The following is a 26,199-nucleotide window of genomic DNA, read 5'->3' as shown; positions in this document are numbered from 1 at the left end:
GATGCACGATGAATATTTTAGATCTAGTAAAAAATGATAATACCGTTCTTCCCTCTCGCTACAGGGAAATGTCGAAGGATGAAATGAGAAAGCGTGTTTTAGAAATAAAAAACAAGCTTGGAGCAGATCTTTTTATTCCAGGGCATCATTACCAAAAGGATGAGGTTATCGAATTTGCTGATGCAACAGGCGATTCTCTTCAGCTGGCACAAGCTGCAGGTACAACCACTGCTTCCTATATCGTATTTTGTGGCGTACATTTTATGGCTGAAACAGCGGATATACTTACAAATGAAAATCAAGTGGTTGTGCTGCCTGATATGCGTGCAGGCTGTTCTATGGCAGATATGGCAGATATTCATCAAACGGAGCGTGCCTGGGTGAAGCTGCAAGAAGTGTTTGGTGATACGATGCTCCCTTTAACTTATGTAAATTCCACTGCAGCAATTAAAGCATTTTGTGGAGAACGTGGTGGTGCGACTGTCACATCCTCTAATGCACATAAAATGGTAGAGTGGGCTTTTACTGAAAAAGAAAGAATATTATTTTTACCGGATCAACACTTAGGCAGAAATACAGCCTATGATCTTGGCATCCCGCTAGAAGAAATGGCAGTCTGGAATCCAATCACTGATGAACTGGAATTTACAGGTGATCCGGCAAACGTGAAGGTCATTTTATGGAAAGGTCATTGTTCAGTTCACGAAAAATTCACGGTGGAAAATATTAAAGATATCAGAAAAACAAAGCCTGACATGAATATTATTGTACATCCTGAATGCACAAGAGAAGTAGTTGAGCTTAGTGACCAAGCAGGAAGCACCAAATATATTATTGATGTTATAGAAAAAGCCCCAGCCGGTAGTAAATGGGCAATTGGAACAGAAATGAACCTTGTAAACAGAATCATCCAGCAGCACAAGGACAAAGAGATTGTATCCTTAAATCCCAATATGTGTCCCTGCCTGACGATGAATCGAATTGATTTACCTCATCTATTATGGGCGCTAGAAAGTATTGAAGAAGGAAAAGTCATCAATAGAATCACGGTAGAACAAAAGGTGGCCGAGAACGCAATTTACGCCTTGGATAAGATGCTTGCAAATGCATAAGCAACACATGGACATCTGAAGATAATCTTTGGATGTCCATCTTTTTTATCATAAAAATTCCTTCTGACGCATAAGTTGATGTGAAGAATAATAGTGGCAAAATGCCCACTCGAGACATAGACTGTAAAGACTTTGCTAAGGAGGGAAAACCCTTGAAAATCCATATCGTACAAAAAGGGGATACATTGTGGAAGATTGCACAGAAATATAACGTGAATTTTGATCAATTAAAACAATCAAATTCACAACTAAGCAATCCAGACATGATAATGCCCGGAATGAAAATAAAAGTGCCAATGGCAGGTGTACCAGTTAAAAAAGAAAATCAAGTTATGGGAGCTACAAAAGAAGCACCCAAGGTTATGGGAGTAACAAAGGAAGCTCCTAAGGTTATGGGAGTGAAGAAAGAGGCTCCAAAGGCACAGCATCCTTATAAGGAAATGCCAAAAAAGCCAGTAGTAAAGGAAGAGCAAATTAACGAAGCACCAAAAGCACCATATGTTCCGAAAATGCCACAGTTAAAGCCGTATTTTCCAGAAATTGATGTAAATAATTATTACACTTTAAATGTACCAATTAATCAAATGCCGAAAATGCCAGAAATGCCAAAAATGCCAAAAACGCCAACGGCTCCAAAAGTCGAAAGCGCCAAAAGCCCGAAAAGTCCAGAGTCGGAAGTGAAGGGTGTAGAAATGCCAGCACAAGCCCCAACACCTCAAATGCCTTATCAACCGGATTATTGTGTTCCATCCTCGCCGGTTATGCCTGGTTCAGGTATTCCTTTTCATCCACAAGGTGTTCAGGGAGTGCAACAAGGGATGCATCCAGGAATGATGCATGACATGCAAGGGATGCATCCGGGAATGATGCAAGGCATGCAAGGAATGCATCCAGGAATGGTGCAAGGCATGCAAGGAATGCATCCAGGAATGATGCAAGGTATGCAAGGGATGGAACATGGTATGATGCCGGGGATGCAACAGGGTCAAGGAATGATGCCTGGAATGATGGAGGATACAGATGATTGGGATGTAAACCAAATGCAACAACTGCAGCAGATGGGACAAATGCCGTATATGGGTCAGCAGCAAGATCCAACTGCAGTGGCAGGCGTACAAGACCAAATGGGTGGCCAGTATGAAATGCCTGAAATGCAAGGATATCCGGAAATGCAAGGTCAAGGAATGATGTCGGGAATGCAAGGATACCCAATGCAAGGGCAAGGAATGATGCCAGGAATGCAAGGATATCCAATGCAGGGTCAAGGAATGATGCCGGGAATGCAAGGGTATCCAATGCAAGGAATGCCAATGGGTCCAATGGGAGGATATCCATGCTATCCAGTTTCTCCAGTTGCTCCAGGAGCAGGCTTTGGTCCGATGGGTGGTTACCCACAAGGTCCAGCGCCGGGACAGGAGAGTGTAGCAGGAGCAATGGATGAATCCAACCAACACATGGGATATAGAGGGCAAGTTCCTTACGGGTATCCACAAACACCATATCCAGGCTACGGCTTTCCTCAACAAGGGTATCCTATGGGAGCTCCAGGGTATTTTGGTCCACAAGGATATGGCTATGGTTCAAACACTTCCTATGAAGAAGAGCTTCGTAACAACGGCTCTGACTTTGAAGGACCAGAGAATGATGATGAAAGTTAAAAATGGCTTTATTGGAGACGATTTCATTAGGAATCGTCTTTTCTTCGTTTTTTAGGTTATTATCGAAAGGATAATGTGTAAGTATGTAAAAATCAGCCTCTCATTCCTCCAAATTCCTCCGTCTCAGGTGGATGGAACTCCCAAAATAAAATTGCCTCTAACTAGTCAAGCTAAGGAAGAGTATTAGTATACTCACAAACGACTGGTTAGGGGGTTTTTGCTTTGAGAAAATCTGTAGTAGCCATTACGTCAGCTTCCCTATTACTTTGTGGACTAACAGGGTGTGGTACAGGTAATAGTGCTGAGGATAATAGGTATTATGAAGAAACAACACCTATTGGATATTACACAAGCGAGGATAATCCAAATGTAAACAATAACCGTAACCATCGCACGAATAAGGAAAGAGGGAACACATTCCGAGTAACTGATAACGACGGTCCAGTGAATGAAATTCTAGACCGGAGCGTTATCAATGGTGAGCGTAATAAAAAGCAAACTACTCGTAATAACCCGTTGTCAACAAGGGAGAACCGAACAGAAACAAATGAGTATGAGCGAGGTTTTAATTATAGACGCAGCGATATAAATTACCATAGACATCTAAATGATATAGGAACTGCAAAGCCTTCGTTCTATAATAACTACCAAGGCCGTCTAACTGAACGACTAACCGAACGGGCGCAGCAGGTAGATGGTGTGGAAGATGCGCGCGCAGTAGTCTATGGCAATGACATCTTAATCGCGATTGAACCTGGTAATAATAGACGAGAACAAATGGTAACAAACGACGTCCGCCGAGCAGTTCAGCCTCTAACTAATGGGAAAGAATGCAGAGTGGTCGTTAATCAAGGAACCTACAATACTGTTCGGCAATTTGACAATGAACTTCGAGACGGTGGTCCGGTAGATGATCTTAACGAGGATATCCGGAATCTCATGAACACCTTTACACCAGGACGCTAAAACCCAACACCCAACGTTTAAGGAGGCAGACAGTAGTCTGTCTCTTTTTTAAGTTGTTGGAAGAGTGGTACAGATACATGAAAAAGAATGTTAAACAGAATGATGTGTCAGAAAGAGCGAAGTAAGGACATGAAAAGCAAGGAGGAGACAGGATGATGTACCTGAAACCAAAAAACAGGTACATCAAAAGCAAGGAGGGAAGCAAGATGATGTACCAGAAAGAGGTTTGAAACACCAATATTTATAAATCATCGATCTCAAAAGCACTGGGGGGTAGCCCGTTTTTTCGTAACGACCAATTTTTTCAAAAAGAAAAGGTTAAATCTCCCTAATATGGTCAAACTAAAAAAGACAAGACTTGCTTAAAAGCGTATGGTTTGAAAATTTATAGAATGTGAGGGGGCTTTTCCAAAATGAAACCCATCATTCCAAAACGATTTTGGTTCATTTTTACTGCATTTATTACAGTCTGTGGAATACTCTACACATTTTCCGCATACAAAAGCTCTGCTGGTGAAAGTGAAAATGTAATGGAAGAAATTATGGATGCCTATGAAGTAAGTGGGCCACTAACATTAAGAGTAGTGCTTGAACGCATTTACCTGGATGGAGAAGTGAGCGAAGAGGTACTCGAAGAAACTGTTTGGGCTATGGAAGATTTCTGGGCGGAATACGAGGAATGGCAAGTAATAGACTTAGATGAAGAACAGGTAGTATTCCAACAACAAATTGATGATATTTCACCTTTATTAAAGACAAATGGTTATTTTGGACTTTCCAATGACGGTGTACTGACAATCTATGAAGGAAAACCGCAAGAAGCATCAAAGATAATACAATCCTTTTTCCAAATTGATGTTGGCAAACTAGAAAGTCACCAACATGAGCAATTAAAGGGTGGAATAAAAGTAGTATCAAAAGACGAGTATGAACAGGTGTTAGAAACATTTAAGCCTTATTCTTCCCAAAAACAATAAACAGGCTGGCAAATTTGCTAGTCTGTTTTTCAAGTTATCCAAAAGTCTTCTTAACAATTCTTATATAATATGCTATCTTTTTCTTTGGTTGTTTTAATGAAAGTTATTAGAGACTGAACAAATGTTCCTTGTCCATACTTTATGGTAAAATAGAGTGTAGACGATTTATAAAGGAGTTTCGGAACATTGATTGATTTTATTAAAGGGTACGTTAATTATGTATCGCCAGAATTTGTAGTAGTGGAAGTGATGGGAATCGGTTATCAGATACACACACCTAACCCTTTCATCTACTCAGTAGACAGTGATAAAGAAATAACAGTATATACATATCAGCATGTACGAGAGGATATTTTGGCTCTTTATGGTTTTAAAACAAGAGAAGATAAGAACCTTTTTATGAAGCTGCTGAACGTGACAGGAATCGGACCTAAGGGAGCGCTTGCCATCCTTGCATCTGGTCAACCTGCACAAGTAGTTCATGCGATTGAAAACGAAGACGAGAAATTTCTTGTTAAGTTCCCGGGAGTTGGGAAAAAGACAGCAAGGCAAATTATCCTTGATCTTAAAGGAAAACTAAATGATTTTGTACCAAGTGCCTTTCCCGACCTTTTCCAGCCTGGAGAGGAAACTTCTGTTTCCCTTAAAGGCAATACGGAGCTGGAAGAAGCAATGGAGGCGTTACAGGTTCTGGGTTACGGTGAAAGAGAAATTAAGAAAATATTGCCTGCGCTTCAAAAAGAAGACCTTTCAACAGATCAATATGTCAAGAGAGCGTTACAGCTACTCCTAAAATAAAGGGGTGAAAGCAAATGATGGATGAACGCATGGTGTCACAAGATGCTACAACTGAAGATCAATCTTTGGAGTTCAGTCTCCGGCCTCAAACCTTACAGCAATATATCGGCCAAGATAAAGTAAAAGAAAATCTCGAAGTGTTCATAAAAGCGGCGAAGATGAGACAAGAAACCTTGGATCATGTACTTCTTTATGGACCTCCTGGACTAGGTAAAACCACCCTGGCTGCGATTATCGCCAATGAAATGGGTGTGCAGCTTCGAACGACAGCGGGTCCTGCCATTGAACGCCCTGGTGACCTTGCGGCTATCTTGTCGTCACTGGAACCAGGGGATGTATTATTTATCGATGAGATTCACCGTCTGCATCGATCCATTGAAGAGGTGCTGTACCCGGCAATGGAGGATTATTGTTTAGATATTGTCATCGGAAAAGGTCCAAGCTCAAGATCGGTTCGCCTTGAACTTCCACCATTCACACTTGTAGGTGCTACGACAAGAGTTGGTCTCCTTACCGCACCGCTTCGTGATCGCTTTGGTGTGTTAAGCCGCCTGGAATACTACAATGAAGAGCAGTTAACGGAAATTTGTTTGCGAACAGCACAGATTATTGATATAGGGTTAGAAGAAGATGCCGCAACGGAACTTAGTAGACGATCAAGAGGAACTCCCCGTATTGCCAATCGCCTCCTAAGGCGTGTTCGTGATTTTGCCCAAGTTCTAGGAAAAACGACGATAAATGCCTCCTTGGCAAAAGAGGCATTAGATCGCTTGCAGGTAGACCGCCTAGGCCTGGATCATATCGATCACAAGCTCTTAATGGGGATTATCGAAAAATTCCGTGGAGGTCCCGTAGGCGTTGATACTATCGCAGCTACAATAGGGGAGGAATCCCATACGATTGAGGATGTGTATGAACCATACTTGCTTCAGATTGGATTTTTGCAAAGAACACCTAGAGGCAGGGTTGTGACAGATCTAGTGTATCGTCACTTTAATTTGGAGGTGCCAAACGAATAATGGAACTTCCAAAAATGCTGATGGTTGTCGGTGCCGTCCTACTTTTGGTAGGGTTTTTATGGCAGGTTATCGGAAAGATACCTGGAGATATTGTGGTGAAAAAAGGGAACTTTACCTTCTTTTTTCCCATTGTCACCTCCATTATTATTAGTATCGTTCTTAGTCTTGTTTTTTATTTTATTGGTCGATTTCGTTAATTAAATTGTTTATTAAGAAGAAGGCTCTGTTTAAGTTGAGTGTTGATAATAACGCTAATCTAGCGATGATTGGAGCAAAAGGCGGAGACTCCACGTCCGGCCGCGGTAGACTGGAGACCCCGCAGGCTTGCCGAGGAGGCTCCAGCACCGCCCCGTGGAACGCGTAGCCTTTTGCGGAAATCAACAGCGGCGTTTAACACAGCCAAGAAGAAAAGGTGAAAGTATGAAAATAGAATTATTTGATTTCCATTTACCCGAGGAACTAATAGCACAAACTCCACTAGAGCAACGGGAAGCTTCACGTTTAATGGTGTTAAACAAAGAAACAGGAGCTATTTCAAACGAAGAATCGTTTCGCTCCATCTTGGAATATGTAAAAGAAGGAGATTGTCTTGTTCTGAATGATACAAGAGTATTACCTGCAAGGTTGTTTGGTGTAAAAGCTGAAACAGGCGGCAAGATTGAGGTGCTCCTTTTAAAGCAAGTTGAAGGGGACACATGGGAAACGTTAATTAAGCCTGCTAAAAGAGTAAAAGCAGGAACAGTTCTTTCTTTTGGTGATGGCAGGCTCACAGCAAAATGTGTGGGGGAAGGTGACCATGGAGGTAGACAATTGGAATTCTTCTATGAAGGTATTTTCTTGGAAGTACTGGAATCCCTGGGTCAGATGCCCCTTCCACCATATATTAAGGAACAATTGGAGGATCAAGGCAGATATCAAACCGTTTTTGCCAGAGAGACAGGTTCTGCTGCAGCGCCAACTGCAGGTCTTCATTTTACAGAAGAATTGTTGAATGAACTGCAAAATCGAGGTGTACATACCGCCTTTATTACCCTGCATGTAGGTCTTGGTACATTTAGGCCAGTAAGTGTGGAAACAATAGAAGAGCACGATATGCATGCGGAGTTTTATCAAGTAACCGAAGGAACTGCGCGCTTGCTGAATGAAGTTCGCGCACAAGGTGGTAGAATTATAACAGTCGGGACTACTTCCACCAGAACTTTGGAAACCATTGCAAGAGATTATGGTGAATTTAAAGAAGCGAGTGGATGGACCGATATCTTCATCTATCCCGGCCACACATTCAAAGCAATTGATGGCATGATCACAAACTTCCATTTACCAAAATCGACTTTAATCATGCTAATTAGTGCACTTGCAGGACGCGAGCATGTAATGAAGGCATACGAGGAAGCAGTAAAGGAAAGGTATCGTTTCTTCAGCTTTGGAGATGCGATGCTGATTTTATAAGAGTACTAAGGAGAATCCAATGACAGCAATCAGATATGAACTAATTAAAACTTGTAAGCAAACAGGTGCACGACTAGGTAAAGTCCATACGCCACACGGTTCCTTTGAGACACCGGTATTTATGCCGGTTGGGACGATGGCTACGGTTAAAACGATGTCACCGGAAGAAATTAAAGAAATGGGTGCAGGCATACTACTAAGTAACACCTACCATCTCTGGTTACGCCCGGGAAATGAAATTGTGAAAGAAGCTGGCGGACTTCATAAATTTATGAACTGGGATCGAGCCATTTTAACAGATTCCGGTGGATTTCAAGTTTTCAGTTTAAGTGAATTCCGGAAAATAGAAGAGGAAGGCGTCCATTTTCGTAACCATATAAATGGGGACAAGCTTTTTTTATCACCGGAAAAAGCCATGCAAATTCAAAACGACCTAGGCTCCGATATTATGATGGCATTTGATGAATGTCCACCATTCCCTGCTACGCATGACTATATGAAAAAGTCAGTGGAAAGAACTTCACGCTGGGCAGAACGTTGTCTAAAGGCACACGAGCGTCCACAGGATCAGGGATTGTTCGGGATAGTACAGGGTGGGGAATATGAAGATTTACGTAAGCAAAGCGCCAAGGATCTCATCTCAATGGACTTTCCAGGGTATGCAATAGGTGGATTATCTGTTGGAGAACCAAAAGACGTGATGAACCGTACATTAGAATTCACAACCCCATGGCTGCCGACCGATAAGCCGCGTTATTTAATGGGGGTAGGCTCACCAGACTCGTTAATCGACGGAGCAATTCGTGGAATCGATATGTTTGATTGTGTTCTGCCAACAAGAATTGCCCGTAATGGAACATTAATGACGAGTGAAGGCCGTCTCATCGTGAAAAATGCGAAGTACGCTCGTGATTTCGGACCTCTTGATCCAAATTGCGATTGCTATACTTGTAAAAATTATTCCAGAGCTTACATTCGTCACCTAATTAAATGTGAAGAAACTTTAGGAATTCGATTAACAACTTACCATAACCTTTATTTTCTGGTAAAATTAATGGAGCAAGTCCGTCAAGCAATCAGAGAAGATCGACTTGGTGACTTCAAAGAAGAGTTTTTTGAGAAATATGGCTTTAATAAACCAAACGCTAAAAACTTTTAAAACTTCTTCAAATAAATATAATTAAAGAAAGGAGGAACTATAAATGGGAGATATTCTTGGAATGATATGGCCTTTACTACTGATGTTTGCTATTTTCTACTTCCTTTTAATCCGTCCACAACAAAAGCGTCAAAAAGCGGTTCGTGAAATGCAGACAAACCTGCAAAAGGGCGACAAAATTGTTACAATCGGTGGTTTACACGGATTCGTGGATGCACTTGATGAGGACAAGATTGTGTTGAAAACAGGGGACGGCTCACGTCTTACTTTTGACCGTCAAGCAATCAGAGACGTAAACAAAGACTAATTACCATAAAGAAGAGCATGACCACTTCACTTGAAGTAGCCATGCTCTTTTTCTATTTGCTCTATTTAATTCAGGCTTTCTTAACATTACCGCCACTCATGTTAACCCCAATAATCCCGCCTAACGTCGCCACCCCAATAAATCCTAGGTGAAATAACATTTGATGTAACGTGAAAAGAGAGTCATTACCCAAATATTGAAACAGAAAAATAACAAGCGTATAAGCGCCACCAGTTGTGGCACCTAGCACCCATCCTTTTTCTTTTCCTTTTCCTCCAGATACAAATCCCCCAATAAATAGCGTTAAGAACGATAAAGTTAAAATGATCCAAGCGATACTGGACTCCTGTAACGAAGTAAATCTTAATAGTAATGAAAATACAAAGCTAATGGCAACTGCAAACATAAAAATAGTTATAAGACCATACATAATGGCATAGCCTAATCTTTTTGATTCCAATGTCCTTCTCCCCTTTCCTTGTCCTAAGTAATACAAGCATATTCACAAATATTAAAATATAGAATACAAATATTTTTGAGGACATGCGTCATACACTGTAGTAATGGAGAGAAAAAAGAGAGGGTGGATGAGAAGGAATGCTTACTATTTTCACCTTAAGTATTTTCATTTTAACGTATGTGGTGATTATGACCGAAAAATATGACCGAGCCCTCATTGCTTGTATTGGCGGAGTAATTATGCTGCTTGCTGGAGTGCTTTCCATTGATGCGGCATTTTTAACTTATATGGACTGGAACACAATCACATTGCTTTTCTCGATGATGGTGCTTGTCACAATCACCAGTCAAACAGGGATATTTGAATACATTGCCATTGTGCTCGCAAAAATTGTAAAGGGAAGAGGAATTCCTCTTTTACTAGTAGTATCAATACTAACTGCGATAGGGTCAGCCTTTTTAGCAAATGTCACCATCGTTCTACTTTTGGTTCCTATTATTCTTAAGCTAACAAGCATTCTTGGTTTACCTGTTATCCCTTATTTAATAGCAGTAATTTTATCAGCAAATATTGGTGGCACTGCGACTCTCATTGGAGATCCACCAAATATAATGATCGGTCAGGCTGTGGAACATCTTACATTTAATGCATTTCTTTATCACTTGGCTCCCATTGTTCTTGTAATTTTTGCAGGGACAATGGGATTGCTTCTTTTACTTTATCGAAAAAAATTACAAGTGAGTGGCGAGCATCAACAAAAACTGCAAACAATCCAGGCATCTTCCTATGTAAAATGGAATTACACTTTACTTAAGTCAATGGGGGTACTGGCTTTAACGATTATTGGTTTTATGCTTCATACCTACCTTCATTTGGATTTAACTACTGTAGCGATGGCTGGTGCTTTATTGCTCTTATTTTTAACTCATGATGTATATAAGCCAGAAGAAATTTTTAAAGAAATAGAGTGGGGAACCTTGTTCTTCTTTATGGGGTTATTCTTATTGGTTGGTGGGTTAGAAGAGGTCGGAATTATTGATGAGCTGGCCCGAGGAATTATCTATACAACGGAAGGAGACTACAAAACCACCGCACTTTTGATTCTGTGGATGACCGGAATCTTATCAGGCTTTCTTGATAACATCCCTTTTGTAGCTGCCATGATACCAGTAATAGTTGAGTTTGAAGACTATGGAATGACAAATCTTGATCCATTATGGTGGTCGCTTGCACTTGGGGCGTGCCTAGGTGGAAATGGTACATTGCTCGGTTCTTCTTCCAATTTAGTTGTAGCTGGTTTGGCCGCAAAAGCTAATCATCCGGTAAATTTTATTGCCTTTTTAAAAATAGGATTAAGTGTGGTTGTATTTTCACTTTTAATTTCCTCGGTGTACATTTATTTCCGATATCTTATCTACTATTAGAAGTAAGAGGCTCTAGTAAACCCCCATGAAAAGTGAGTGTCTTGAATGGAGAGTGCTGTGAAGTCCCGTGGTCAGAATGCAAATGCTCAAATAATGGTAAATGCTGTATGACATATTTGGCTTTTTTTTTGCAAAAGATAGAAGTAACATGTGTTCTTGGTGAGCTCTTGACCAGCAAGGGAGGCAGACGATCTGATGGAAGAGTATGCAGTAATTATTGCACGGACCATTTTCATGTACCTCGTTATACTTTTTATTTTCCGTGTAATGGGCAAACGTGAAATAGGAGAACTTAGTGTACTTGATTTAGTCGTCTTTATTATGATTGCAGAGATGGCCGTCGTAGCAATTGAAAATCCAAAAGATGAGCTCCTGGTTGCGTTAGTGCCTATGTTTATTCTTATGGGCATCCAGATTATCCTTGCGTTCGTTTCTCTTAAAAGCCAAAAAATCAGAGATCTAATAGATGGAAAGCCAAGTGTGATTATTAATAATGGAGAAATAGATGAAAAAGCAATGAAAAAGCAACGGTATAACTTTGATGATTTACTCGTTCAGCTAAGGGATAAAAATGTCAAAAATGTCTCGGACGTAGAGTTTGCAATCTTAGAGCCTTCTGGGAAGTTATCGGTTTTTGAGAAAAACAAGGATCAAGACAATAACGAGGAAGGTACATTAAATTTGCCTTTGATAATGGATGGTGTCATACAGGAGGAGCATTTAGCCAAAGCAGGAAAAACAAATCTCTGGCTTCGGCAGCAATTGCGCAGTCTCGGTTATAAAGATTTCAAAAAGATTTCCTATTGCAGTTATAATAATGGGGTGTTTTTTATTGATTTGATGGATGAATAGTAGGTAGGGAAGGGGTGTGCAATCTTCCTTAATAAAGTTTGGTATGAAGGCTAACTCCCTGTTCCTTTCCGTTTCAGGTGCTCGCTTTCCGCGGGGCGGTGCAGGAGCCTCCTCGGCTGCGCCTGTGGGGTCTCCCGTCTACCGCTATCGCCCGCAGGAGTCGATCACCTGCCACTCCAATCCACAGGGGGGAGGACATTAGATATGATGACTTCCTCTCCCTTAATTACATTGAGAAGACTAAATAAACTACTCCGAGAATAGGTAGGTTAGTTCTGAAACTCCCTGTTCCTTTCCGTTCTAGGTGATCGCTTTCCGCGGGGCGGTGCAGAAGCCTCCTCGGCTGCGCCTGCGGGGTCTCCTGTCTACCGCTATCGCCCGCAGGAGTCGATCACCTGCCACTCCAATCCACAGGGGGGAGTACTTTGAATAGGGTGACGGTATTCTCTACTCTTTAAAGAGGGGAGGCTTTACATAAAGTTCTACCTTGAGAATAGGTACCACCAATTTTTAAAATTATATAGACCACTACATAATCCTTTGCCTACTCCGCTGTGGATCGGAACGAAAGGAGGAGACTCCAGCGGGAGATAGTGCTTTGGGAAGACCCCGCAGGCTGCATTGCAGCTGAGGAGGCTTCCCAAGCACCCCGCGGACGCGAAGCCTATGGTGGAGAGTAACAGCGATCTATAGCCGAACCCTTAATCCACTAGGTAGAGCATTTCCACTTAAAAGCATTGTCGTCCCTAACTTTCAAGAATCACAAGTATTACACCCATTTCTTAATAAACGGAATGCGGGCTAACTCTTCTCGCTTCACTAAACCAAAAACTAACAACAGCACAACATAAAGCAAACAAGTCAGCATAATAAAAAGTACGCTCCTTTTACCAAGCGACATGTCGAGCAACAAGTAGTCAAACATCCACTTCCCACTCAGAGTACAAATCCCCATCGTGATAAAGCTTTTAATATAATCCCTCACATAAAAACTGTAACTCAAAACTTTCATAATTGTGGCCATATGCAAAAGTGTTACAAGCACCATCCCAATTACAATGCCTAATGCCGCCCCCATGATACCAAATGCAGGCTTGCTTGCAAGTAGAAAAATTACGGCTGTTTTGACCAGAGCCCCAAGAAAGCTGTTAATCATCGCTGCCTTTGCTAAATCTAATGCTTGCAAGGTAGCTTGAAGTGGTCCTTGAAAATAGTAGAAGAGAAAGAAAGGTGCCAGCACTTTTATATATATAGCTGCCTTACTGCTACCGTACATGAATAACATAATGGGGTCAGCAAATACAAAAAGAAGGACAACCGCTATTCCTCCTGTGACAAAAGACAAACGTAACGCTTGCTGGAGACGATGTTCGATAAGAATCATATTATTTTTCGCAGCTGCTTCACTTATTGCAGGAACTAGGGCTGTCGATAAGGAATAAGTAATAAAGGATGGCAGCATAAGAAGCGGCAGGGCAAACCCCACAAGCTCACCATATTGCTTAGTTGCTAGTGAAGTGGCAACTCCGGCAATGGCTAAGCTTTGTGCCACAACAATTGGTTCAAAAAACCACGCAATCGAGCCGATCATTCTGCTGCCTGTTGTAGGGAGCGCAATGCGCATTAAGTCATGAAAGGTTTCCTTGCCCTCTCCTACATAATGAAAGAATTTTGCCCGTAAGCGGAATTTCTTTTTATTTTTAAATGCAAATAGCATATAAAGCAGCGACATTAATTCTCCTACGACAGCAGATATCATTGCACCTGCAGCGGCAAATTCGATTCCGTAGGGAAGAAGTGCTTTTGTACAAACGGCAACAAGTGAGATACGTACTACTTGCTCAATTACCTGGGAGATAGCGGAAGGCTTCATGTTTTGCTTACCTTGGAAATAGCCCCGCAGTACAGAGGATATTGCAATGATTGGCACGACAGGTGCAATGGCAAGCAGTGGATAATAGGTTCTTGGATCCGTGAAGAGATGGTTGGATAAATAAGGAGCTAAGAGAATCATAGCTGGAGTGAAAATTACACTAAGTGCTCCGGTAGTGGCAAGGGAAACCACTAATATCTTTTTAACTTTTCTATGGTTGCCTTGTGCTTCCGCCTCTGCGACAAGCTTGGAAATGGCAACAGGTAATCCCAATTGTGTGATGGTAATGGTAAGAACCAGCGTCGGCACCGCCATCATATAAAGGCCTACGCCTTCCTCGCCTATAAACCTTGCTACAACAATGCGATTAATAAACCCAAGTATCCGGGTGATAAATCCTGCAATTATAAGTATCAACGTTCCCCTTAAAAAGGTTTGCTTTGTCATGCGATAACCTGCCTTCTCAATTAACGTTATATCGTATACAATTATCTATATGCTTGTACATAGGCCAAGCATGACAAGGAATTCGTCGTAACTCTAGGGAAAGAACAATCATTAAAGAAAAGTTAGAAGTGTGTTAAATTTGAATGGAGGTAAAAGTAATGATAGAGAAAGAACATCACGCTTATGATCTTTTCCGAAGCGACCTAACGCCTGTTTTACGGAGCAAGCTCGAGGAGTTTCAGCTTTTTGGCCATAGTACTGTAACAGAAGAAGAGCTTTGGGAGTGTTTGACAAGGAAAAAATGGAAGCGTCCCGAAACAAAGATGCTTCATCACCTTGTGAATGATATTTACAGCCTTTCGATTACTGATTATATGAGCTACATCACAATAGAAGCTTATAAAGCACCGAACTTTTTTGAAAGCCAAAAGGTTTAGAACTTATACCAAAGCTACAATTGACAGTAGGAAAAAGTTAACTCATAATGGTACATGATGGCAGAATATTGACTTTTTTAATAAGTTTTTTCGCAAAAAAAATAAATGCGAAAACAGTCTTAATTAAACTAATCTGCACTTTTTATTACATATAAACTTAAAGAAGCTCCGTTTTAATGCCAAGTTCAGTATTTCAGTAACAGAAAAAAACACACCCGTTGTAAAAGCAGAAGGAGGATTTATTGTGGTTAAAAGAGGACGGATTGTGGCTTTCTTTTTACTTCTGGTTTTAGTCGGAAGTGTAATAGGAGTCTTCACCAATCCCATAACAAAAGATATAAAGCTAGGCCTTGATCTTCAAGGCGGTTTTGAAATTCTTTATGAAGTAACAGCAATTAATGATGATTCGGTTATTGATAGGGAAACACTCGTCAGTACGGTAAGTGCACTAAATAAACGTGTGAATGTTTTAGGTGTAAGTGAACCTAATATTCAAATTGAAGGCGATGATCGCATCCGAGTTCAGCTTGCTGGGGTGGAAGATCAATCTAATGCTCGTGAGCTTTTATCGACTGAAGCAAAATTAACTTTCCGAGATGTGAATGACAATGAATTGATGGATGGTTCTTCACTTGCAGAAGGAGGAGCAACTCAGTCCTTTGACGAATCCAACAGACCGAGTGTTGCGCTTAAATTAAGATCTGCAGAGCAATTTAGAGAGGTAACCCGTCAAATTGTTGACATGTATCCGCAGAATATGATGGTTATTTGGCTGGATTTTGAAGAGGGAGTAGACTCTTATGCAGAGGAATCTCAAAAGCCGAACCCTAAATATCTTTCTGCTGCAACAGTAGGGGAAGTTTTCAATACAACGGATGTCCAAATTCAAGGTGGGAATTTTTCGGTTGAATCCGCTAAAGAACTTGCCGACCTTTTAAACGCTGGCTCCTTACCGGTTGAATTGGAAGAAATCTACTCCACTTCTGTTGGGGCAAAGTTTGGAGAAACAGCATTGCAAAAAACGGTGCTTGCAGGAATAATTGGGATAAGTGTTATCTTAATATTTATGCTTGTTGTTTACCGCTTACCTGGTTTAGTCGCAGTCGTAACGCTAAGTTCGTATATATTCTTAATTCTTTGGGTTTTCAAAATGATGAATGGGGTACTCACCCTACCAGGTATTGCCGCTCTAATTCTAGGTGTGGGGATGGCCGTGGACGCCAACATCATTACCTATGAACGGATAAAGGAAGAATTAAAGCTTGGAAAATCTCCAATGTCGGCTTTCCGAGCAGGTAATCGAAACTCGCTATCCACTATACTTGATGCCAACATTACTACCCTGCTAGCGGCAACTGTCATGTTCGTCTATGGGACTAGCTCTGTCCAGGGCTTTGCTACGATGTTGATTGTCAGTATTCTTTTAAGCTTTTTAACGGCTGTATTTGGTACACGTATGCTGTTAGGGTTGTGGGTAAGCAGTCGATATATGAATAACAAGCCACATTTATTCGGAGTTAAAAAAGAAGAGGTACTTGATATAAATCAAACGGATGAATTTACCGAGCCTCCTAATAAATATGAAAATGTGGATTTTGTAAAGCACCGGAAAAAATTCTTTATTCTATCTGGTGTTTTGATTACATTGGGGATTATTGTGCTTGTAACCTTCAGATTGAATTTAGGAATTGATTTTGCCAGTGGTACACGAGTGGAGGTCCTATCTGAAACTTCGCTCACAGCTCAAGAGGTTACAGAGGAGCTGGATTCAATGGGTTACGCTCCGAAGGACATTGTGCTTGCAGGTGCAAATAATGAAATTGCGGTAGCAAGATATCTTGAGGACTTTTCACAAGAAGAGATTGCCGAGATTAAATCTGGTATTGCTGAGCGATATGGTTCTGAACCAAATGTGAGCACCGTTTCTCCGACAGTCGGACAGGAATTGGCGAGAAACGCGTTCTTTGCAATCTTGATTGCTGCGGTCGGAATTATTATTTACGTAACGATACGTTTTGAATGGCTGTTTGCATTAGCTGCGATCGTGGCACTGTTTCATGATGCATTCTTCATAGTAGCATTCTTCAGTCTTGTTCGATTAGAGGTGGATATCACCTTCATTGCGGCTGTCTTGACGATTGTCGGTTATTCGATAAATGATACCATCGTTACCTTTGACCGAATCCGGGAAAATCTGAAGAAGAAAAAGAAAGTGAAAACCTTCGAAGATTTAGCAGAGGTGGTAAATAAGAGCTTACAGCAAACTTTTGTTCGTTCCATATACACTGTCATTACGGTCGTATTTGCGGTATTGGCGTTAATGGTATTTGGTAGTGAATCAATTACTAACTTTTCTATCGCATTACTAGTGGGGCTTGTAGTGGGAACCTATTCTTCTCTATTCATTGCAGCACAGTTATGGTTGATATGGAAACATAAGCAATTGATGAAAGTAAAAAAAGCACCAGTGGAAGACCCTGAACCAGAGGTGTAAAGGCATAAATGTCACAGAATTTATATTCTGTGACATTTTTCATTAATCATCCTAGAATTTCCCTGTAATCGGGTATAATAAGGTGAAATGAAAAGAGAGGTGTAAGTTATGGAAAATAACGAGCGTTTCAAAAAAGCAGAGTTTGCAGCCTTGGTTGGGGTGTTTGGTAATATTATATTAGCGATTCTTAAAGGTTGGGTTGGGGTAGTCGCTAATAGCCGGGCCCTTGTTGCTGATGCAGTACATTCAGCATCAGATGTTGCAGGATCAATGGCGGTATATGTAGGACTAAAAGCAGCCAAGCAACCACCAGATGAAGACCATCCATATGGCCATGGTAAGGCAGAGAATATTGCAGCCATCATTGTCGCGGTACTATTGCTAATTGTTGGTTTTGAAATAGGAAAGTCTTCTGTTGGAGCCTTCTTTGAACCGCTTGAAGCACCGAAAGTGATGGCAATTTATGCAGTCATAATCTCCATCATTGTCAAAGAAGCGATGTTTCGCTATAAGTATAATTTGGGAAAGAAAATAAAGAGCGACGCTATCATAGTTAATGCGTACGAGCACCGATCTGATGTATTTTCATCATTTGCAGCGCTTATTGGTATCAGTGGTGCTATCATTGGAGAAAACATTGGAGTGGATTGGCTGGTTTACCTAGATCCTGTTGCCGGATTATTTGTAGCTGCAATTATTATTAAAATCGCTTGGCAGCTTGGCTCAGAATCTATCCACAATACAATGGATCATGTGATGCACGAAGAGGACACAGAAGAGTTAAGAAATGTGGTTGTTGCCGTTCCTGGAGTATTAAAACTAGATGAATTGCATGCACGTGAGCATGGTCACTATGTTATTGTCGATTTAAAGATATCTGTTGATCCCTATATCACTGTAGAGGCAGGACATTTGATTGGCAAAAAGGTAAAGGCTAAGTTACTAGAAAATAAAGATGTCCGAGATGTGATGGTACATATAAATCCTTATTCGGATGCATAGATATTGTTTAGGGGGGAGGTTACGTAGATGAAAAGTCAGTGGTATCTGTTAGCCGGCTTTATTTTTACAATAATCATTGCAATATTTGCTGTACTGAATGTTGCTCCTGTTGAAGTGAACTTTTTCTTCGGAACAGGAGAGTGGCCCTTGGTTTTAGTTATCTTATTTTCCACCCTGATGGGAATTGTGATAGCCGGTTCAATTGGTGTATATCAAGTAGTACTGCTAAAGAGAAAAATGCATCATAAACAACCAGAAGGACCTAACAAATCAGATAAACCTCAAGATGAAAACTTGAATAAGCTAGATGAAAAGCACGGACCTTGATGGTCGGTGTTTTTCTGTTTTGCCTAATTAAAGTCTTCTTTCCTAGTGATAAAACTATAGCTCATATTGATGGGTTTCTCACACTCTAGTATAATAGGGTAGGCTAAGGGAGGAATTACATTGTTAGCTTCTAAATCACGCTGGAATATTAATAAACCTAATGTTGAAACTGTACAGCATCTAGCTGAATCTTTAAATATAGCACCACTAATCGCTTCTCTATTAGTTAATAGGGGAATGGATAACCTTGAACAGGCAAAGGATTTTCTGAATACAGATGATAAAGAGTTTCATGATCCATTTCTATTGGAAGATATGGAAAAAGTCGTTCAGAGAATTGAACTGGCAATAGAAAAGAACGAAAAGATACTAGTTTACGGAGATTATGATGCGGATGGCGTAAGCAGTACTACGGTAATGATGACAGCACTCCGTGAAAAGGGCGCTTTAGTAGACTTTTATATACCTAACCGTTTTACAGAAGGTTATGGACCGAATGAAGCGGCTTTCAGGCATGCGAAAGAGAGTGGCTACACGGTAATTATCACGGTGGATACAGGTATATCAGCTCTCCATGAAGCAACGATTGCTAAAGAAATAGGCCTTGATTTAATTATTACAGACCACCATGAACCAGGACCAGTATTACCTGAGGCGTTTGGTATTATTCATCCTAAAAAAGAAACATGTTCTTATCCTTTTAAAGAGTTAGCAGGAGTAGGTGTTGCCTATAAGGTTGCTCATGCGCTTTTAGGGAAGAACCCAGTGCATTTACTGGAAATTGCAGCAATAGGAACCATTGCTGACCTTGTGCCTCTTGTAGACGAAAATCGATTATTAGCTTCTAAAGGCATAAAAAAAATGAGGCAAACGACTAGAGTCGGTTTAATGGCCTTGCTTCATAAATGTGGAGTAGAAGCCCATACTATTACAGAAGAAACAATCGGTTTTTCCATTGGTCCGAGAATCAATGCGGTAGGTAGACTTGATAGCGCAGATCCTGCTGTTCACTTATTAATGACAGAGGATGCAAAAGAAGCGAAGGAACTTGCTGAAGAAATGGAAGTCTGCAATAAAGAAAGACAACAGATCGTTACACAAATTGCAGAAGAAGCCATCCAACAGGTGGAGGAAAATTATCCGCCAGACGAAAACTCCTTTATAATTGTAGCAGGTCACAATTGGAACGCTGGAGTTATTGGGATTGTGGCATCAAGGCTCGTTGATCGCTTTTATCGTCCTACCATTGTACTAAGCCTAGATGAAGAAAAAGGACTTGCTAAAGGATCTGCTCGGTCTATTATTGGTTTTGACCTCTTTGAACATCTATCCTCCTGCCGTGATATTCTGCCACACTTCGGTGGACACCCAATGGCGGCAGGGATGACATTAAAGATAGAAGATGTGGAAGAGTTGCGAAAACGAATGAACATGATCGCAAATGAAGTGCTTACAGAAGAAGATTTCACACCTATCACAGAGGTAGATATTGAGTGTGAACTAGATGAAGTAACCATTGAAACGATTGAACAGTTAGAAAAGCTCGCACCTTATGGAGTGGCAAATCCAAAACCAAGAGTCTTGGTAAAAGAGGCGTTTCCACAACAAATTCGTCAAATAGGAAACAAAAATAATCATCTAAAGCTTGTAATAGAAAAGGATGGAAATTCCATCGATTGTGTTGGCTTTGGTTTTGGTCCAACTTACCATCATATTTCTCCAATTGCTTCTCTAGATATATTAGGGGAACTTGCCATTAATGAATGGAATAATTTCAGAAAGCCGCAACTCTTTTTGAAAGATATACGTGTAGCAGGTTGGCAGCTATTTGATATTCGCTCCACTAAACAGTTAAATCAAGCATTACAAGGAATAGATAAAAAGAAACTACAAATACTGTTTTTTAACACTAGCACTATAGAAGATTTGAAGGTAGGGGAAGAGTTCATTCCATACCTTAATCATGTAGTACAAGGTACAGAAATAGATTTAGAAGGGAAATATGTAGTTCTATTAGACATTCCCAATGAAGAAAAAACATTAGCGGAACTCTTGCAGAGAACATCCCCTTCTCGCATCTATGCATCATTCTATCAAAAAGAAAACCATTATTTCTCAACCATACCAACGAGAGATCACTTTAAATGGTACTATGGCTTTTTAACCAAAAAGGGTCCATTTGATCTGAAAAGGTATGCAGAAGAAATCGCGAAGCACCGCGGTTGGTCAAAAGAAACGATAGATTTTATGTCACAGGTGTTTTTTGAATTAGAATTTGTTACAATAGACAAGGGCTTTATCGCATTAAACCATGCTGCCAATAAACGAGACTTTGAAGAGTCTGCTACATTTGTTCAAAAACAGCAGCAACTGATGCTTGAAAACTTGTTTTTATACTCGTCTTACAAACAATTAAAAGAGTGGTTTGATCAGCATCTAACCAAAAAGAGCACTGTTCATTCATAGGAGGAAAAAAGAAGATGGATTTAAAGAAATATATTACAATTGTTCCCGACTGGCCAAAACCAGGTATACAATTTAAGGATATTACTACATTAATGGATAATGGCGATGCGTATCGTTATGCGACAGACCAAATTGTGGAATATGCTCGTGAAAGAGAAATTGACCTAATTGTTGGACCAGAGGCTCGTGGATTTATTATTGGTTGTCCGGTTGCCTATTCTTTAGGTGTAGGTTTTGCACCAGTTCGTAAAGAAGGAAAGCTTCCACGTGAAGTTGCCAGAGTAGAATACGGATTAGAATACGGTAAAGATGTGTTAACCATCCACAAAGATGCAATCAAGCCAGGGCAGCGTGTCCTGATTACAGACGACCTGCTAGCAACGGGCGGAACAATTGAAGCAACCATTAAACTTGTTCAGGAGCTAGGCGGGGTAGTAGCAGGGATCGCATTCCTAATTGAACTAACCTATTTAGATGGACGTAGCAAACTAGACGATTTTGATATATTAACACTAATGAAATACTAAAATTCACACAAGCTAGAGCAACTAAACCTTGCTCTAGTTTTCTTATATCTGTGAGTATTACCAGCAGGAGTTTGCGCCTTTCTTTCCGATTAACAGCTAGGTTTTTAGAAATGGATGCTGCTCTTTCGCATGTTACAAGTGTCCATTTTTAGTAGGAGTCGTGGATTGAGGTAGGTTCCTGCCAAACGATTAATTAAGGTGTCTGCTTCATTGACCGCTGTTGATCTCCACGCAAGGCTTCGCGTCCGCGGGGCGCTTGGGAAGCCTCCTCGGCTAACGCCTGCGGGGTCTTCCCTAAGCACTACCTCGAGGCCACTGAAAAACTGAAAACATATAGATTTGGGTGGCTTCTAGCTGTGGATTGGAGCAAATGGCGTAGACTCCAGCGGGGGAGTAGCGACAAGCTTGAGACCCCGCAGGGCATAGCCCGAGGAGGCTCAAGGTCGCCCCGCGGAAAGCGAAGCCATTTGCGGAAAGTAACAGCGGAGTTTAACCCAAACCTAAAATTATGTACTTTTTCAGCGGCTTCCACTACCTCCCGCAGGAGTCTCCGCCTTTCGTTCCGATCAACAGCTAGAAGTAGCTAGAACTATAGTAGTCCCCTATACGGTTTCAGAGTAGCATAAGTTGTCAAGAATGTTGAAAAGGTCATAATCTATAAAGAATTTCCCCCTGTGGATTGGAGTGGAAGGTGCTCGACTCCAGCGGGAGATAACGGTAGACAGGAGACCCCACAGGCGTAGCCGAGGAGGCTCCTGCACCGCCCCGCGGAAAGCGAGCACCTGAAACGGAATTGAACAGGGAGATTCAGAGGTAACCGACCTATATCAGGGGAGTACTTAGAGATTTCGCTACATGATCAAACTTGAAAACTTCCTAATATATAACGTATCCCACCCTGTGCATTGGAGAGGAAGGTGCTCGACTCCAGCGGTAGATATCGGTAGACAGGAGACCCCACAGGCGTAGCCGAGGAGGCTCCTGCACCGCCCCGCGGAAAGCGAGCACCTGAAACGGAATTGAACAGGGAGATTCAGAGGTAACCTACCTATATCAGGGGAGTACTTAGAGATTTCGCAACATGATCAAACTTGAAAACTTCCTAATATATAAAGTATCCCACCCTGTGCATTGGAGTGGAAGGTGCTCGACTCCAGCGGGAGATAACGGTAGACAGGAGACCCCACAGGCGTAGCCGAGGAGGCTCCTGCACCGCCCCGCGGAAAGCGAGCACCTGAAACGGAATTGAACAGGGAGATTCAGAGGTAACCTACCTATATCAGGGGAGTACTTAGAGATTTAGCCACATGATCAAACTTGAAAACTTCCTAATCTATAAAGTATCCCACCCTGTGGATTGGAGTGGAAGGTGCTCGACTCCAGCGGGAGATAGCGGTAGGCAGGAGACCCCGCAGGCGCAGCCGAAGGAGACTCCTGCACCGCCCCGCGAAAAGCGAGCACCTGAAACGGAAAGGAACAGGGAGATTCAGAAGTAACCTACCTATTAACAGGGTAGTGCTTAGAGAATTCCCATCATAATTTAAACTTGAAAATACCCTAAAATATAAAGTATTCCCCCCTGTGTAGTGGAGTGGAAGGTGCTCGACTCCAGCGGGAGATAACGGTAGACAGGAGACCCCACAGGCGTAGCCGAGGAGGCTCCTGCACCGCCCCGCGAAAAGCGAGCACCAGAAACGGAAAGGAACAGGGAGATTCAGAAGTAACCTACCTATTAACAGGGTAGTGCTTAGAGAATTCCCATCATAATTTAAACTTGAAAATACCCTAAAATATAAAGTATTCCCCCCTGTGTATTGGAGTGGAAGGTGCTCGACTCCTGCGGGCGATAGCGGTAGACGGGAGACCCCACAGGCGCAGCCGAGGAGGCTCCCGCACCGCCCCGCGGAAAGCGAGCACCTGCAACGGAAAGGAACAGGGAGTTAATTCAGTACCCTACCTATTAGCAGAGTAGTATATAAAGGTTTCGCCCCATGCTCAAGTTAGGAAAATTCCAATATATAAAGTATTTCCATATAAAACACAGGGTTACCAACGAAAAAAGTATAAAATTTACAGAGGTTCCTGAAAAATATGTCGACAAATCTTTATTTTTACTACCTAAACCCTTTACATCTCCTTAAATATTCACGATAATAATTACAACATAATTAATTAACTAAACTTGGAACGGTTCAAGTTTTCCTACAAATAATAAGAAAGTCAAAAGGTGAGTAGAAATATGGCAAATGAGCAAGTGTTAACTGCAGACCAAGTGATAGATAATGCGAGGCGCTATTTGAAGAGCGAGGATATCGTATTTTTAGAAAAGGCTTATGAGTTTGCTAAAAATGCTCATGCAGAACAGTATCGTAAGTCTGGAGAGCCTTATATTATACATCCAATACAGGTCGCAGGGATACTTGTTGACCTTGATTTAGATCCGGCTACCATTGCTGCTGGATTTCTTCATGATGTGGTAGAAGACACCGCCATTACGATGGATGAAATAAAAGAAGCTTTTAATTTAGAAGTGGCCATGCTGGTGGACGGAGTGACAAAGCTTGGGAAAATTAAATACAAATCCCAGGAAGAGCAGCAAGCAGAAAATCACCGAAAAATGTTTGTTGCAATGGCTCAGGACATTCGCGTTATTTTAATTAAGCTAGCTGATCGTCTGCATAATATGAGGACATTAAAGCATCTTCCCCAAGAAAAGCAGCGCCGGATTTCCAATGAAACATTAGAAATCTTTGCTCCACTTGCACACCGTTTAGGGATATCGAAAATTAAATGGGAATTGGAAGACACAGCACTACGTTATCTTAATCCTCAGCAATATTACCGCATCGTTAATTTAATGAAGCGAAAACGTGCGGAGCGTGAACTTTATATTAAAGAGGTAATGGGTGAGGTAACAGAACGCCTTGCGGAGGTTAGTATCGAGGCGGAGCTTTCCGGTCGGCCAAAGCACATTTATAGCATTTACCGTAAAATGGCGATGCAAAATAAGCAGTTTAGTGAGATATACGATCTATTGGCTGTCCGAATTATTGTGGATAGCATTAAAGATTGCTATGCAGTGCTTGGGATTATTCACACGTGCTGGAAACCTATGCCTGGTCGTTTTAAAGATTATATCGCGATGCCAAAACCGAATATGTATCAATCTCTCCATACCACGGTCATGGGGCCAAAGGGAGATCCTCTTGAGGTTCAGATACGAACATCGGAAATGCATCAAATTGCAGAATATGGAATTGCTGCACATTGGGCTTATAAGGAAGGCAAGGAAGAGGATGAGCGTTCAACATTAGAAGATAAACTCACCTGGTTCAGGGAGATTTTGGAATGGCAAAACGATGCAACCAATGCTGAAGAGTTCATGGAATCTCTTAAAATTGATCTGTTCTCGGATATGGTCTTTGTGTTCACACCTAAAGGAGATGTCATTGAACTCCCATCTGGGTCTGTGCCTATTGACTTTTCCTACCGTATTCACTCGGAAATTGGGAACAAGACAATTGGTGCCAAGGTTAATGGAAAAATGGTTACACTGGATTATAAGCTGAAAACCGGTGATATTATAGAGATTTTGACCTCCAAACATTCTTATGGACCTAGTCAGGACTGGCTCAAATTAGCACAAACGTCTCAGGCAAAGAACAGAATTCGCCAATTCTTTAAAAAGCAGCGTCGTGAAGAAAATGTTGAAAAAGGGCGGGACCTTGTAGAAAAAGAAATCAAGGCAATGGATTTCGACCTAAAAGAAGTGTTAACTTCCGAGAACATCAATCGAGTAGCGGAAAAGTTTAATTTTATGAATGAAGAAGATATGTTCGCAGCTGTTGGCTATAGTGGTATTACCGCACTTCAGGTGGTAAACCGTTTAACGGAAAAACTGCGCCGTAAACGTGATCTAGAGCAGCAGGTAACAGACATTACGGAAAATGCCGAGAAGAAGAAAACTGTTCCAGTCAAAAACAAGAAGGACGCAGGTGTCGTTGTCCAGGGTATAGACAGCCTTTTAGTACGTCTCTCAAGGTGCTGTAATCCTGTACCAGGCGATGAAATTGTCGGGTTTATCACAAGAGGGCGTGGAGTCTCCGTTCACCGATTAGATTGTGCAAACGTTGTTGCAGAAGGAATGAATGACCGCATAATTGAGGTCGAGTGGGAAGGTGATATTAAAGATAGCCGGGAGTATAATGTAGAAATTGAAATCACTGGCTATGATCGCCGAGGTCTTCTGAATGAAGTGCTACAGGCAGTTAACGAGACTAAAACTGACATTAACGCTGTTTCAGGTAGATCGGACCGCAATAAAATGGCCACCATCAATATGGCTATTGCGATTCATAATATCAGTCACCTGCAAAAAGTCGTAGAGCGGATTAAGCAAGTTCCTGAAATCTATTCAGTGCGACGAATTATGCAATAAGTGAGGG

At 41.4% G+C, this 26,199-nt stretch carries 21 protein-coding genes; 19 read left to right on the top strand and 2 right to left on the bottom strand.

The features are described from left to right. Positions 1-8 precede the first annotated feature (8 nt). From nadA to yajC, 10 genes are all read left to right on the top strand, one after another. Positions 9-1,112, top strand: a complete 1,104-nt coding sequence (nadA, locus tag K9B36_RS14010; RefSeq protein WP_223702889.1) for a quinolinate synthase NadA — start codon at positions 9-11, stop codon at positions 1,110-1,112. Positions 1,113-1,264: 152 nt separating this feature from the next. Beyond that, complete coding sequence (gene safA, locus K9B36_RS14005; protein ID WP_223702887.1) at positions 1,265-2,770, top strand: SafA/ExsA family spore coat assembly protein; 1,506 nt, start codon at positions 1,265-1,267, stop codon at positions 2,768-2,770. A 222-nt stretch (positions 2,771-2,992) separates the two neighbouring features. Beyond that, positions 2,993-3,736, top strand: a complete 744-nt coding sequence (locus K9B36_RS14000) for a YhcN/YlaJ family sporulation lipoprotein (protein WP_223702885.1) — start codon at positions 2,993-2,995, stop codon at positions 3,734-3,736. A gap of 413 nt (positions 3,737-4,149) precedes the next feature. Then, on the top strand, positions 4,150-4,713 hold the full coding sequence (locus K9B36_RS13995; protein WP_223702884.1) for an intercompartmental signaling factor BofC: 564 nt from the start codon (positions 4,150-4,152) through the stop codon (positions 4,711-4,713). A 186-nt stretch (positions 4,714-4,899) separates the two neighbouring features. Continuing rightward, positions 4,900-5,511 carry a Holliday junction branch migration protein RuvA gene (ruvA, locus tag K9B36_RS13990; protein ID WP_223702882.1) on the top strand — a complete coding sequence of 204 codons (612 nt, stop codon included), beginning with the start codon at positions 4,900-4,902 and terminating at the stop codon, positions 5,509-5,511. 17 nt (positions 5,512-5,528) lie between these two features. Further along, positions 5,529-6,530, top strand: coding sequence for a Holliday junction branch migration DNA helicase RuvB (gene ruvB, locus K9B36_RS13985; protein ID WP_223702951.1), 1,002 nt, complete (start codon positions 5,529-5,531; stop codon positions 6,528-6,530). Next, positions 6,527-6,727, top strand: coding sequence for a DUF2905 domain-containing protein (locus tag K9B36_RS13980; protein ID WP_223702949.1), 201 nt, complete (start codon positions 6,527-6,529; stop codon positions 6,725-6,727). The genes ruvB and K9B36_RS13980 overlap by 4 nt, the downstream gene beginning before the upstream one ends. 223 nt (positions 6,728-6,950) lie before the next feature. After that, complete coding sequence (gene queA, locus K9B36_RS13975; RefSeq protein WP_223702881.1) at positions 6,951-7,979, top strand: tRNA preQ1(34) S-adenosylmethionine ribosyltransferase-isomerase QueA; 1,029 nt, start codon at positions 6,951-6,953, stop codon at positions 7,977-7,979. A 19-nt stretch (positions 7,980-7,998) separates the two neighbouring features. After that, positions 7,999-9,138 carry a tRNA guanosine(34) transglycosylase Tgt gene (gene tgt / locus K9B36_RS13970; RefSeq protein ID WP_223702880.1) on the top strand — a complete coding sequence of 380 codons (1,140 nt, stop codon included), beginning with the start codon at positions 7,999-8,001 and terminating at the stop codon, positions 9,136-9,138. Positions 9,139-9,181: 43 nt separating this feature from the next. Beyond that, positions 9,182-9,445, top strand: a complete 264-nt coding sequence (yajC, locus tag K9B36_RS13965; RefSeq protein ID WP_223702879.1) for a preprotein translocase subunit YajC — start codon at positions 9,182-9,184, stop codon at positions 9,443-9,445. A gap of 70 nt (positions 9,446-9,515) precedes the next feature. Here yajC and K9B36_RS13960 read toward each other — a convergent pair whose 3' ends face one another. Then, the gene (locus K9B36_RS13960; protein ID WP_223702948.1) at positions 9,516-9,875 is read right to left on the bottom strand and encodes a TIGR04086 family membrane protein; all 360 of its coding nucleotides are present in this window, start codon (positions 9,873-9,875) and stop codon (positions 9,516-9,518) included. Positions 9,876-10,042: 167 nt separating this feature from the next. Between K9B36_RS13960 and K9B36_RS13955 the strand changes: the two genes are divergently transcribed. Then, on the top strand, positions 10,043-11,329 hold the full coding sequence (locus K9B36_RS13955; protein WP_223702878.1) for an ArsB/NhaD family transporter: 1,287 nt from the start codon (positions 10,043-10,045) through the stop codon (positions 11,327-11,329). Between the two features lie 195 nt (positions 11,330-11,524). Then, positions 11,525-12,181, top strand: a complete 657-nt coding sequence (locus K9B36_RS13950; RefSeq protein ID WP_223702877.1) for a DUF421 domain-containing protein — start codon at positions 11,525-11,527, stop codon at positions 12,179-12,181. A gap of 769 nt (positions 12,182-12,950) precedes the next feature. On the opposite strand, the gene spoVB is transcribed toward K9B36_RS13950, so the two are convergent. Continuing rightward, positions 12,951-14,501 carry a stage V sporulation protein B gene (spoVB, locus tag K9B36_RS13945; RefSeq protein ID WP_223702876.1) on the bottom strand — a complete coding sequence of 517 codons (1,551 nt, stop codon included), beginning with the start codon at positions 14,499-14,501 and terminating at the stop codon, positions 12,951-12,953. A gap of 158 nt (positions 14,502-14,659) precedes the next feature. On the opposite strand from spoVB, the gene K9B36_RS13940 reads away from it, so the two are divergent. The 7 genes from K9B36_RS13940 (at position 14,660) to K9B36_RS13910 (ending at position 26,192) form a co-directional block, all read left to right on the top strand. Beyond that, the gene (locus K9B36_RS13940) at positions 14,660-14,938 is read left to right on the top strand and encodes a post-transcriptional regulator (RefSeq protein ID WP_223702875.1); all 279 of its coding nucleotides are present in this window, start codon (positions 14,660-14,662) and stop codon (positions 14,936-14,938) included. Positions 14,939-15,182: 244 nt separating this feature from the next. Further along, positions 15,183-17,432: a protein translocase subunit SecDF gene (gene secDF / locus K9B36_RS13935; RefSeq protein ID WP_223702873.1), complete on the top strand. Its 2,250-nt coding sequence runs from the start codon at positions 15,183-15,185 to the stop codon at positions 17,430-17,432. 108 nt (positions 17,433-17,540) lie between these two features. Further along, a complete protein-coding gene (locus K9B36_RS13930) occupies positions 17,541-18,434 on the top strand; it encodes a cation diffusion facilitator family transporter (protein ID WP_223702870.1) in 894 nt (297 codons plus the stop codon). Positions 18,435-18,461: 27 nt separating this feature from the next. Further along, positions 18,462-18,761 (top strand): LapA family protein, encoded by a 300-nt coding sequence (locus K9B36_RS13925; protein WP_223702868.1) that lies wholly within the window; start codon positions 18,462-18,464, stop codon positions 18,759-18,761. A gap of 120 nt (positions 18,762-18,881) precedes the next feature. After that, the gene (gene recJ, locus K9B36_RS13920; RefSeq protein WP_223702866.1) at positions 18,882-21,227 is read left to right on the top strand and encodes a single-stranded-DNA-specific exonuclease RecJ; all 2,346 of its coding nucleotides are present in this window, start codon (positions 18,882-18,884) and stop codon (positions 21,225-21,227) included. A 14-nt stretch (positions 21,228-21,241) separates the two neighbouring features. Beyond that, entirely contained in the window at positions 21,242-21,754 is a 513-nt protein-coding gene (locus K9B36_RS13915) for an adenine phosphoribosyltransferase (RefSeq protein WP_223702864.1), read from the top strand. Positions 21,755-23,993: 2,239 nt separating this feature from the next. Beyond that, positions 23,994-26,192, top strand: a complete 2,199-nt coding sequence (locus K9B36_RS13910; RefSeq protein WP_223702861.1) for a RelA/SpoT family protein — start codon at positions 23,994-23,996, stop codon at positions 26,190-26,192. Positions 26,193-26,199: the final 7 nt, after the last annotated feature.

The organism is Sutcliffiella deserti, assembly GCF_020037475.1.
Lineage (GTDB): Bacteria > Bacillota > Bacilli > Bacillales > Bacillaceae_I > Sutcliffiella_A > Sutcliffiella_A deserti.
Note: the sequence above shows the minus strand (reverse complement) of the source record. Positions and strands in the feature narration are given on the sequence as shown.

Coding starts and splice junctions, on each gene's coding strand:
- nadA (WP_223702889.1), top strand. CDS start 9: ATGAATATTTTAGATCTAGTAAAAAATGATAATACCGTTCTTCCCTCT.
- K9B36_RS13995 (WP_223702884.1), top strand. CDS start 4,150: ATGAAACCCATCATTCCAAAACGATTTTGGTTCATTTTTACTGCATTT.
- ruvB (WP_223702951.1), top strand. CDS start 5,529: ATGGATGAACGCATGGTGTCACAAGATGCTACAACTGAAGATCAATCT.
- queA (WP_223702881.1), top strand. CDS start 6,951: ATGAAAATAGAATTATTTGATTTCCATTTACCCGAGGAACTAATAGCA.
- tgt (WP_223702880.1), top strand. CDS start 7,999: ATGACAGCAATCAGATATGAACTAATTAAAACTTGTAAGCAAACAGGT.
- yajC (WP_223702879.1), top strand. CDS start 9,182: ATGGGAGATATTCTTGGAATGATATGGCCTTTACTACTGATGTTTGCT.
- K9B36_RS13960 (WP_223702948.1), bottom strand. CDS start 9,875: ATGTATGGTCTTATAACTATTTTTATGTTTGCAGTTGCCATTAGCTTT.
- K9B36_RS13955 (WP_223702878.1), top strand. CDS start 10,043: ATGCTTACTATTTTCACCTTAAGTATTTTCATTTTAACGTATGTGGTG.
- K9B36_RS13950 (WP_223702877.1), top strand. CDS start 11,525: ATGGAAGAGTATGCAGTAATTATTGCACGGACCATTTTCATGTACCTC.
- spoVB (WP_223702876.1), bottom strand. CDS start 14,501: ATGACAAAGCAAACCTTTTTAAGGGGAACGTTGATACTTATAATTGCA.
- K9B36_RS13940 (WP_223702875.1), top strand. CDS start 14,660: ATGATAGAGAAAGAACATCACGCTTATGATCTTTTCCGAAGCGACCTA.
- K9B36_RS13930 (WP_223702870.1), top strand. CDS start 17,541: ATGGAAAATAACGAGCGTTTCAAAAAAGCAGAGTTTGCAGCCTTGGTT.
- K9B36_RS13925 (WP_223702868.1), top strand. CDS start 18,462: ATGAAAAGTCAGTGGTATCTGTTAGCCGGCTTTATTTTTACAATAATC.
- K9B36_RS13915 (WP_223702864.1), top strand. CDS start 21,242: ATGGATTTAAAGAAATATATTACAATTGTTCCCGACTGGCCAAAACCA.
- K9B36_RS13910 (WP_223702861.1), top strand. CDS start 23,994: ATGGCAAATGAGCAAGTGTTAACTGCAGACCAAGTGATAGATAATGCG.